This window comes from Sphaerochaeta pleomorpha str. Grapes (assembly GCF_000236685.1).
GTDB classification, from domain to species: Bacteria; Spirochaetota; Spirochaetia; order Sphaerochaetales; family Sphaerochaetaceae; genus Sphaerochaeta; species Sphaerochaeta pleomorpha.
In genome coordinates this window covers 3,427,709-3,437,798 of record NC_016633.1, presented here as the reverse complement: position 1 = coordinate 3,437,798, position 10,090 = coordinate 3,427,709, and the positions used below count along the sequence as shown (strand labels likewise).

Annotated in this window: 6 protein-coding genes; all 6 read right to left on the bottom strand. The window is 49.2% G+C overall.

Annotation, left to right across the window (positions count from 1 at the left end; all coding sequences use genetic code 11):
* Positions 1–7: 7 nt before the first annotated feature.
* Positions 8–874 carry an FAD binding domain-containing protein gene (locus SPIGRAPES_RS15685; RefSeq protein ID WP_014271740.1) on the bottom strand — a complete coding sequence of 289 codons (867 nt, stop codon included), beginning with the start codon at positions 872–874 and terminating at the stop codon, positions 8–10.
* Positions 868–1,344 (bottom strand): (2Fe-2S)-binding protein, encoded by a 477-nt coding sequence (locus SPIGRAPES_RS15680; RefSeq protein ID WP_014271739.1) that lies wholly within the window; start codon positions 1,342–1,344, stop codon positions 868–870. The genes SPIGRAPES_RS15685 and SPIGRAPES_RS15680 overlap by 7 nt, the downstream gene beginning before the upstream one ends.
* Positions 1,334–3,481, bottom strand: a complete 2,148-nt coding sequence (locus SPIGRAPES_RS15675) for a xanthine dehydrogenase family protein molybdopterin-binding subunit (protein WP_014271738.1) — start codon at positions 3,479–3,481, stop codon at positions 1,334–1,336. Before SPIGRAPES_RS15675 ends, SPIGRAPES_RS15680 begins: the two co-directional genes overlap by 11 nt.
* Before the next feature lie 145 nt (positions 3,482–3,626).
* Positions 3,627–4,841: a YgeY family selenium metabolism-linked hydrolase gene (locus tag SPIGRAPES_RS15670; protein WP_014271737.1), complete on the bottom strand. Its 1,215-nt coding sequence runs from the start codon at positions 4,839–4,841 to the stop codon at positions 3,627–3,629.
* Positions 4,842–4,890: 49 nt separating this feature from the next.
* Positions 4,891–6,213 carry a putative aminohydrolase SsnA gene (gene ssnA / locus SPIGRAPES_RS15665; protein ID WP_014271736.1) on the bottom strand — a complete coding sequence of 441 codons (1,323 nt, stop codon included), beginning with the start codon at positions 6,211–6,213 and terminating at the stop codon, positions 4,891–4,893.
* A 10-nt stretch (positions 6,214–6,223) separates the two neighbouring features.
* Entirely contained in the window at positions 6,224–9,508 is a 3,285-nt protein-coding gene (gene ygfK, locus SPIGRAPES_RS15660) for a putative selenate reductase subunit YgfK (protein WP_014271735.1), read from the bottom strand.
* Between the last annotated feature and the right edge of the window lie 582 nt (positions 9,509–10,090).

Below are 10,090 nucleotides of genomic sequence, written 5' to 3'. Positions count from 1 at the left end.
GATACTCCTATTTGATTATCTCCGATGCAGGTCTTTTAGCGACCTGTTCCAAAAAATAAGCAAGCATTCTTTTTGTCGACTCCCTTCTGTACTCAGGCATGGCATGAGGCGATATGATCTTGTCATATTCTAGAAGGAAGGCGGGTATCATGGAGGGAAGATCCTCGATGTTTTTCCCGATCAAAGTGGATTCCAATTCTTTGTTCCTTGCGATTTTCGGACCTGCAGCACCGCTGGAAGCTCGAAAATCAGTGACTATTCCCTCATCATCCACAGTCATGGCGGCTGAGAAGGATAGTTTGCTTATTGCATTTGCCTTTCTGGTTCCGATTTTACGGTACCATACATAGGTAAATGGCTTTTCAGGCCTTGGAATGATAATTTTGGTGATAAGCTCATCCTCTCTTAGGAGTGTCTTCTTTGCCCCCACGATAAAATCGTCAAGCAAGACAATCCGCTCCCCGCTGACACTGGACAGCACAAGGGAAGCATCGAGAAGGATCAAAACGGCAGGAAGGTCGCCCTTAGGGGAAGCATTGCCGATGTTTCCGCCTATCGTGGCTAGGTTGCGAAGCGAAATGGCGCCCATCCTGCTTGCTGCCTCACGTACATGAAAGGGTACCATCTCCGATTCTGCAATCTCAGTAGAGGTAACACCGGCACCGATTACACAGCTGCCATCGAGGTCCTGAGAAATACCTTTGAGCTCTGCAAGCTGGCTGACTATCATGATCGGCCAGGGAAACTTGGGCGTTACCCCTACTCCCCGACGATACTGGACCATCAGATCGGTACCGCCTGCAAGGGGGCGAGCACCACTCTCTTTTCTGATAGCAAGAGCTTCTTCGAGTGTTTCCGGAATATAGGTTACCATAGTCCATTCCCCCTCTCGCTGGCGAGTTTGATACTTTCCACGATCAAATCATAGCCGGTACAGCGGCAGATATTCCCGCTGATACCTGCACGAATTTCTTGCTCGCTTGGATGCGGGTTGCGCGTAAGCATATCCTCGGCGGCTATAACCATACCCGGGATGCAGAACCCACACTGGACAGCCCCTCCGTCGGCAAAGGCTTCGATGATGCACTTGCCCTGAGCGGTTTCCTTCAGCCCGTCGATTGTCATGATGGAACTTCCCCCGACAGCCCCTATCGGAACCATGCAGGTAGTGATGATCCTTCCGTCTTTAATGACGGAACAAGCCCCACACTCACCCTCACCGCAACCTTCCTTGGTTCCGACAAGGCCGAAATCCTCCCGGATTACGTCAAGCAGACGACGAAGCGGATCGGTAGTAATGGAGACAAGTTCCCCATTCAAGGTAAATTCTATGTTAGTTTCCATGTAGCTGTAGCTCCATAATAGTTTCGCTCGGGATGGGAATCTCGCAGACTTTCCGATCAATGGCACGGCTTACCGCATCACAGAACGCGGCATCAGCTCCATTGAACACCAATTCACCCATACCCTTAGCCCCGAAAGGCCCATAGGGATAGGGGTTATCAACCAAAAACGATTCCATTTTCGGGAAATCCATGGAAGTCGGGATAATATAATCGCTCATGGAATTTTGCTTGAAATAACCCTTCTTGTTCTCCAGCAGTTCCATTGAGGCATAGCCAAGGCTCTGCATCACCCCTCCATGGACCTGTCCACGGATGATGAGCTCATCAATTGGATGACCTACATCATGGCTGACCCAGATTCCCTTTGTCTCTACTTCAGAAGTAAGGGGATCGAGCTCAACCTCGACGATTGCCGCCCCCCAGCCATAGCCGAGGTAGGCATCACCCTGGAAGGTTTTCTGGTCCCAGGGGAAACCTTCGGGATGTTCATACTCAACTTCGACAGAGAAATCTTCTTCCGAGGCATAACGGTCCTTCATCTGCAAGGCCGCCCGTTCAACCAGTTTTCCGACAATCATGGTAGAACGGCTTGCTGCCGTCGGACCGCTATCGGGAACACGTGACGTATCGGGATTCTCGTACGTAACCATGTCGATATCAATATCCAGAACCTGGGCGGCGATTTTACGTGCCGCGGTCTGGAAACCTTGCCCCATCTCGGTACTTCCGACAAGGATTTCGACCATGCCATCGGCGCTCTTATGCAACCTTGCATGGGCTTTAATAATCATCTGTTCACCGTTTCCGGTAAAAGCACCGCCATGGTTATACAAAGAAATTCCGATACCCTTTCCTGAGCCTCGGTCATATTCCTTGGATTTGCGCCAGTAATCGGAAGCATCGGTAATCTGTTTGATCATCTCGGGAAGCTTGACGTCTTCGACGACATGGCCATTGGTAGAGGTAAGCGAACCTTTCTTTAGAAGATATTGATTCCTCAGTTCCAGAGGGTCTTTCTTGAGGAACACAGCGAGATGATCCATATGCCGTTCAATGGCGAAAATAGTCTGGGGGGCTCCGAAACCACGGAAGGCATCGCTTGGGAAGGTGTTGGTAGCCACACCGCGTCCATGTATCCTGGTTGAGGGGATTGCATAACAACCCGTTGCATGGAAAACCCCACGCTGCAGGACAACAAACGAACAGGAGAGATATCCCCCGACATTGTAGACAACATCTATATCCATGCCAAGGATATTCCCATCCTTGTCCAGGGCTGTCTTGATCTTCGTCCTGCTCGGATGACGTTTGACCGAGTATTCCATGTCCTCGCTCCGGTCGAAGGAAAGCTGGATCGGCTTGCCAATCTTATTGACTGCTACCAGCAGGGGACCGCTGAGCACATCGGGAAAATGCTCTTTTCCCCCGAACGCACCACCGGTAGTCGTCTGACGCACGATAATGTCCTGGGGTTGCAGGTTAAGAAGCCCTGCAATGGATTTCCGAATATAGAAAGGACACTGGGCAGAGGCATAAATGACAAACTTGTCGTCTTCCTTGCAGCACAGCGCACCATTGGTTTCAAGATGAACGTGTTCCTGGAATCCAGTACGGTAGGTTTCCTCGAACACACGGTCTGCCTGGAAAAAGACCTCATCGAGGTTTTCCCCGGTCTCGGTATGCAACTCACAGAAGATGTTGTCATCGTTGACAAAAGCACCACCTTTTAGGGCAAGGCCATCTTCAATGGAAATGGCAGGTTCCAATTCCTCATAGGTAACTTTGACCTGGTCATGGAGATCGGCAAGGATATTCCTGTCTTCCCCGACCAAAAGGCCTATGGTCTCACCGACATACCTTACTTCGTTCTCGGCGAAACACTTCCAGTCCTTTGCAATCATTGCAAGTTCATTTCGTCCGTCACTCGGAATGTCTTTATAAGTAATGAAATAGTACCCTTCGGGTAGCTGGGGGACCTCAATATTCTTAATAATCCCACGGGGAATACTCGAGCGGACCATTCGACTGTACAGCATATCCTCAAATTGGAAGTCGGTAAGATATTTTTGCGTCCCGCTCCCTTTGGCTATAGCATCTACCCTTCGTACAGGGTCGGCAATAGGCTTCTGTGCCATCTACTCTGCTCCTTGCAATCAATACAGTACAATCCATTAAATGTAAAAATACATAATGGATAACCAGAGAACCAAACAGCCACAAGCCAGAAAGGCCTTGTGGCTGTATATACACAATACAAATTCTCCAGGGAAAGAAAAAGAACTATTTTTCCAAGGAATACGGAAGCATTGCGTAGAACGCACTGCAAATCTCAAGGTCCTCTATGCGGTTGATCTCGTTAGGGGCATGAGCCTGTGACTCATCGCCAGGTCCGAAACCGATAGCTGGAATCTTGTGACGACCGGTGGTAGCAACCAAGTTTGTGGAGAAAGTCCATTTGTCTACGACAGGAGCCTTTCCGAAAAGGGCCTCATGTCCTGCGACACCGGCTTCGACCAGCTTGTGATTTGCATCGATCTTCCAGGTTGGGAAATACAGTTCCTGAGAGTAAGGCTTCTTGGTCCAGCCGATTTTCTCATAGTTGGGCATCTCGACAACGATTGAATCGGGATCGTCCCCGGTAGCCTTGGAGACATATTCACGAACCTGGCTGATAGCAAGGTCGGCGTCTTCACCCCAAGTCAGGCGGCGGTCACAATACAGCATTGCATAGTCGGCAACTGCACACTGGCTGGGTCCCTTGACGTCCATCTGGCTGACCGTGATGGTTCCCTTTCCAAGGAACTTCTCTTCGTCGGGCTGGAGGTCTTTATTGAGCTGCTCAATGGCAAGGGCTGCCTTAGCGGCCTTGTAGGCTGCACTGACACCACGCTCGGGAGCGCTTCCATGACAGGAAATGCCCTTGAGAATGATCCTGATTTCCATTCTTCCCCGATGTCCGCGGTAGAGGCGGCAGGAGGTAGGTTCAGTGGAAACAACCAAGTCAGGGCGGAAATTCTCTTCTTCGATGAGGTATTTCCAGCACATGCCGTCACAGTCCTCTTCCATTACGGTAAAGGTAAAGTAACAAGTATACTCGCCACCGTAGCCAAGCTCCTTGAGGATACGACCAGCAGTGATCATGGAAGCTGCGCCACCTTTCTGGTCGGAAGTACCACGACCCCAGACCTTTCCGTCTTTGATCTCACCGGAGAACGGGTCGAAATCCCAGTTTTTGAGGTTTCCGACTTCAACGGTATCGATATGGGCATCAAAGGCCAGTTTCTTAGGCCCGTTGCCGACACGGCCGATAACCGAACCGAGTCCATCGATATATACTTCATCGAACCCTGCTTCCTCGCAAAGAGTAACGATGAGGCGGCAAACATCCTCTTCCTGGGAGCTATAGCTCTTGGTTTGCACCATTTTGGAGAGATTCAGCGCCGTATAGTCGCGATATTCGGCAGCCTTGGCTCTAATCTGTTCCTGAATACTCATAGTAAATTCCCCTTCGACATTGTCTAGTCTTATCTTCCTATCGCTCTACTTAGGGAGCGATTTTGTCAACTTTTTTCCATACGCGTTCGGCAACTTTCGCCGCCTGGGCATAGATTTCTGCTACATCGAGTCCTGGGAAGGAATGATTTTCCATAACCAGTTTCCCGTTTACAATTACACTTTCGACACAATTGCTGCTCATGCCCCAAACAAAATGCCCAGCGGCATTGCCTTCCAACAGAGGAGTCGGGTTTTGGTAGTCGAGAATAGCCAAGTCAGCTTTGTAGCCTGCCTCAACCCTTCCGAAATTCCCATCAAAATACTTCTCGACCAGTTTGTTTCCCCTGGAGAGGGCGGTAAGATAATCACCGGGCCACCAGGATCCTGTTTCGTCCTTATGCTTGAAGAAGGCAAGTTTGAGTTCCTCGAACATATTTCCACCGCAACCATCGGTCCCGATGATCAAGTTCTTTACATCCTGGATGTGCTGGCAGTAACCGACATTGTTGTTCATGTTGCTACGGGCGTTGTGGGCAAAGAAACAATCATGTTCGTTGATCTTCTCGATTTCCTTGCCATTCAGCCAAAGGCCGTGAACCAACAATGAATTCGGGGTAAGCAGACCGAACGAGTCAAGCCGGTCAACGATGTCCTTGTTGTAGTGATGGTGGGAATGTACGACATCGTACTTATCCTCAGCCACGTGCAAGTGCAAACCGGCACCCGTTTCCCTCATCGCCTCACCCATCAGGCGCAAACCCTCATCGGGAATGGTAAAGGGGGCATGGCCTCCGATCATTCCGCGAACCAAGGTGCGCTTCTTACTGGACTTGGCAAAGGAAATATTTTCACTAACCCCGTCTTCGACTTCTTTCATACCAAAGTTCCGGTCAGTTACTTCATAACAGGTAGTTCCCCGTACACCGACTTTTTCCATTCCATTGGCAATGGTATCGAGCGAACCGGCAATATAGTTTGGGCTCGCATGATGGTCGATACAGGTAGTTGTACCTGCCTTGATAGCGTCGAGAGAGCAAATGAGTGAACTGTAATAACAAGCTTCCTCATCGAGTCCGCGGTCAAGGCGCCACCACCATTCCTTCAACACTTGGATAAAATCGTTCTGGGGACCGGCTGAGATCATCATGCCCCTGGAAAGCCCTGAATAATAGTGGTGGTGACCACAGACATTTCCAGGAATGACCGTCTTGCCTTTTCCGTCGATTACTTTGTCCGCCTGCACAGACGAGCCTGCTCCCTTTCCCACGGCGCGGATGACGTCATCGGTGATGACGACATCCACATCAGTGGTAACGGTAAACGGAGGCATTGTCTGCATAACGCGGGTGTTCTTGATTACTATTGTTGACATGGCACGCTCCTTAGTCTTCTACGACACCCAGCAGATAGCTGTACGATGTAAACACTTCCTCGATCAAGGCAGCGACTTCATCGGTGATTCCCTCTTGGTCGCCTACAAGGATCCCGTCCTCGTCCATTGAACAATTGTAAATCTTACCAGCAAACCTGATAACGATTTCCCCATTGTCAGAATAGAAACCCTCGTTGGTAGAATTCTCAAAGTCATCCATTCTGCTGAAGAGCGTAAATTTCTTTTTATACGGGCCACCGGTCCAAGGACAGAAGGTGTCACAGTTCCCACATTCGTTGCAGTAAGCATCGAGATGGAGAATCTGGAACGGGTTGTCGAATACCCCGGTATTGCGTACATCGATTGCGACGTTGGCCCTGTTGGGGCAAACCTCTACGCACTTGTTACACATATAGGAACATTCAAGGCAACGCTTCGCCTCAGTCTCTGCAAATTTCTTGTCACTGACACTCTTGGAAACCAGAATCTGACTCTTCTTTTCATTGATGAGTGCAAAATAGGAATTCTCGTCAGCTGCAAGGTTTTCCATTTCCTCAGGGCTCATTTCGTCATCGTCGTCATCATCGCTGCAACAATCGTCATCGTCCTCGTCATCACCGCAGCAACACTCATGATCTTCACTGTGGTCGTGGCCACAGGAACATTCATGGTCTTCGCTATGGTCATGGCCACAACAACAGTCATCTTCTTCGTCGTCCTCAAGAGGACCGAGTACCTTGTCGATACAGGCTTCTACGGCAGTCCTTGCACTTGCGATACAGCGGACAACGGTCGAAGGACCACTTTGCACATCACCGATAGCATAGACGCCCTCGACTTCCGATTCCAAGGTCTCCTTGTCAGTTTTCGGCCAACCCTTCTCGTTTACCGGTACGCCGTACCAGGTAAGTTTTTCAGAGTCGGCATGTTCACCGATGGCGGTGATCATAGAGTCTGCAACCATGGTGAAAGTCTCTTGGGTAGCTACCGGGCGACAACGGCCGGAAGCATCTTTTTCACCGAGTTCCATTTTGCGGACAACCAGCTTGTTTCCTTCATAGGATTCAGGGTTTGCAAGGAACAAGAACTCTACGTTTTCTTCCTTGGCAAGGCCGTACTCTTCCAGGTCGGCTGGCATTTCCTTCTCGGTCCTGCGGTAGACCACAGAGACTTTCTCTACTCCAGGGACCCTGAGGGCTGCACGGGCACTGTCCATAGCGGTATTTCCGCCACCGACTACCACCACGTTTTTGCCCAAGGTTACAGAGGACGGATCCTTTCTGTAGGCACCCAGGAAAGAAAGGGACTGCAATACATTCTTGGTTTCTCCCTTAAGCGGGATTTCATTGTCCTTTTCGCTACCGACAGCATAGAAGACATAGGAATAGCCTGATTCTTTCAAAGCCTTGACGGTAATATCCTCGCTCTTTGCAGAGAAGCGGAAATCCACACCATGTGCTTTGATGAACTCAATATCACTCTCTATGGCCTCGACAGGGATACGGAAACCAGGAATGACATGGCGTACTACGCCGCCTGCATTCTCCTCCCGTTCAAAGACCGTGGTGTCAAAGCCACTGCGGGAAAGGAAATAGGCAGCAGAGAGACCTGCAGGACCGGCACCAACGACAGCGGCTTTGATTTCGCTCTTGTCAGTAGGACCTTCCCAGGATTTCTTAAACTCCTCGAATCCATTCTCCACTGCAAGTTTTTTCATCTCGCGAATCTGCACAGCACCTTCGTAATCCATACGGGTACAATGCAACTGGCACTGGTGGTCACAGATGTTTGCAGTAATTGCAGGAAGTGCGTTCTTGTCATAAATAAGGGTAAGGGCATCGGCATAGCGGCCTTCTCCGACAAGCTGGACATACTCTGGAACATCCTGATGGATGGGGCAGGCAACCTGGCAGGGAGCAACATAGCAGTCGAATAAAGGAAGGTCTTGGCCTATCTTAATGCTGTCTGTACCACGGAATTCCTTCTCGGTCACGGCAAATTTGCCAGTGCAGGCGTCATTGGAAAGCTTTTCGATTTTCTCAACATCGATGGAATCCATATCCCAGGCTTTACTCTTTTCCAGGATGGATACCATCTGGTTCAGACGGGAATACCCGCCCGGCTTGAGCATATCGGTAGCAAGGGTAATGGGGCGGATGCCGGTCTCAAAAAGAGCCTGGACGGTAAGCGCATTGGCGCCGCCACTATAGGAAACAGGGAGTTTTCCACCGAATTCCTTACTCAGCCAGCTTGCAACGGTGGTAGAAATAGGAAGAAGGACACGGCCGGACATATACATCTCTTTGCCGGGAAGAACGCCCTGGTCGTTGACAGAACCAAGGGTATTGGTCAGTTTTACGCCGAAACCCTTCCCTTCTTTCTTTGCCAGGTCTACCAAACGATGAAGCATGGCAATTGCATCATTGTACTGCAGGTCATGCTCGAAGTTTTCTCTTGTCAGACCGATATAATCGAATCCGAGGTTGTCCAGGATCTCACGGACTTTGTCATAGCCGAGCAACGTTGGGTTGAGCTTTACAAAGGTGTCGATTTTCTTTTCGGTGAGCATATAGGTGCAGATGGCTTCAATTTCCTTGGGAGGACAGCCATGCATGGTGCTGATGGTGGTCGAGGGGCTGATATTGGCGCTGATTTTGGAAGAAATGCCCTTGAGCTTCTTTTCCATACCATCCCAGGGGGAACCATCGAGCAGGCCTTCTTCGACCATTGCATCCAGTTCAGCCAGATATTCTGCAAAGCGGGGATCCTTGTTCGCATCAATCATCGAGTCGATGAATTGTTGCATCTTTGCCGTCTTGATTCCTTCAAGGTTATATCCGACGGACATATTGAAAATAAAGGAAGGCTTCTCGAATTTGCCTTTGCCCTGCAAAGCTTCAATGACATGCAGGATGATCCAAGCCTTTGCATATTCGTCCCAAGCCTTGGGAAGGGAATATTCTGTGGACCATTCCACATTATAGCCTTCGTCGCGGGCATCAATACAGGGTTTGTCGATCTCAAGGGTATCCATGACCTGTACGGTCTTCAGTTCCATGAACCGGCCACCGGCAAGGTAACTGGTGACAATATTCTGGGCAAGCTGGGTATGGGGGCCTGCAGCGGGACCACATGCGGTGCTGCAATGCTGGCCAAATACCTTCAGGTCATGTTTGCCTTTGTCTGTATAGAACTGCTCCTCGGCAAGTCCAAAAATTGAATGGTGGTTACGATATTCTCCAACAATACGGCTAAGTAGTTCCGAAAATGGAACAGGACGCATGATGTCTGCCATACTTACTCCTTCTAAAAAGGTGTCGATAGGCACAAAGGCCTGACGCCTCTCTATTCTAATGCAGATTCAAGAGAAGTCAATTGTTTTTGCAACATTTTGCAACAACTTTTACACTTCTTTGACTATTCAGTACCCTTGGGAATCATAGCAGAGCGAATATATCCAGGTAAGGATCCTAGCAACAATGCAGACGCCTGCCCTCCCTGTCTCTACTTTGTGGTCAGTTGTGCCCAAAATGTCAAGCGAATTTCATCAGAGAATCAAAATTTTAGCACTTTACCATAAAATTATATATCTATACTGACACTTAGCGCAATATATTACGTAAAAATCTCTATTTCACGTACAACTCTGTATATTGCTTTTCGCTTTAATAAGCCATAAGAAGGCGCTACCTCCAGAGAAAATTACTACTCGCACAGTAAAGAAACAGGATAAAACCCAAACATAAGCAGAACACCGGGAACATTTCATTGACAGATAACTTGGCGAGGATTTACACTGTTGCCATATAGTGAATTAGATTTTCCATGCATATATTCCTAGGGTTTTTTTTCCGAAGTTTTATATTCATTGAATGGA

What these genes read in the sequence shown, in the direction of transcription:
- SPIGRAPES_RS15685 (WP_014271740.1), bottom strand. Translation starts at nt 874, where the DNA reads ATGGTAACCTATATTCCGGAAACACTCGAAGAAGCTCTTGCTATCAGA.
- SPIGRAPES_RS15680 (WP_014271739.1), bottom strand. Translation starts at nt 1,344, where the DNA reads ATGGAAACTAACATAGAATTTACCTTGAATGGGGAACTTGTCTCCATT.
- SPIGRAPES_RS15675 (WP_014271738.1), bottom strand. Translation starts at nt 3,481, where the DNA reads ATGGCACAGAAGCCTATTGCCGACCCTGTACGAAGGGTAGATGCTATA.
- SPIGRAPES_RS15670 (WP_014271737.1), bottom strand. Translation starts at nt 4,841, where the DNA reads ATGAGTATTCAGGAACAGATTAGAGCCAAGGCTGCCGAATATCGCGAC.
- ssnA (WP_014271736.1), bottom strand. Translation starts at nt 6,213, where the DNA reads ATGTCAACAATAGTAATCAAGAACACCCGCGTTATGCAGACAATGCCT.
- ygfK (WP_014271735.1), bottom strand. Translation starts at nt 9,508, where the DNA reads ATGGCAGACATCATGCGTCCTGTTCCATTTTCGGAACTACTTAGCCGT.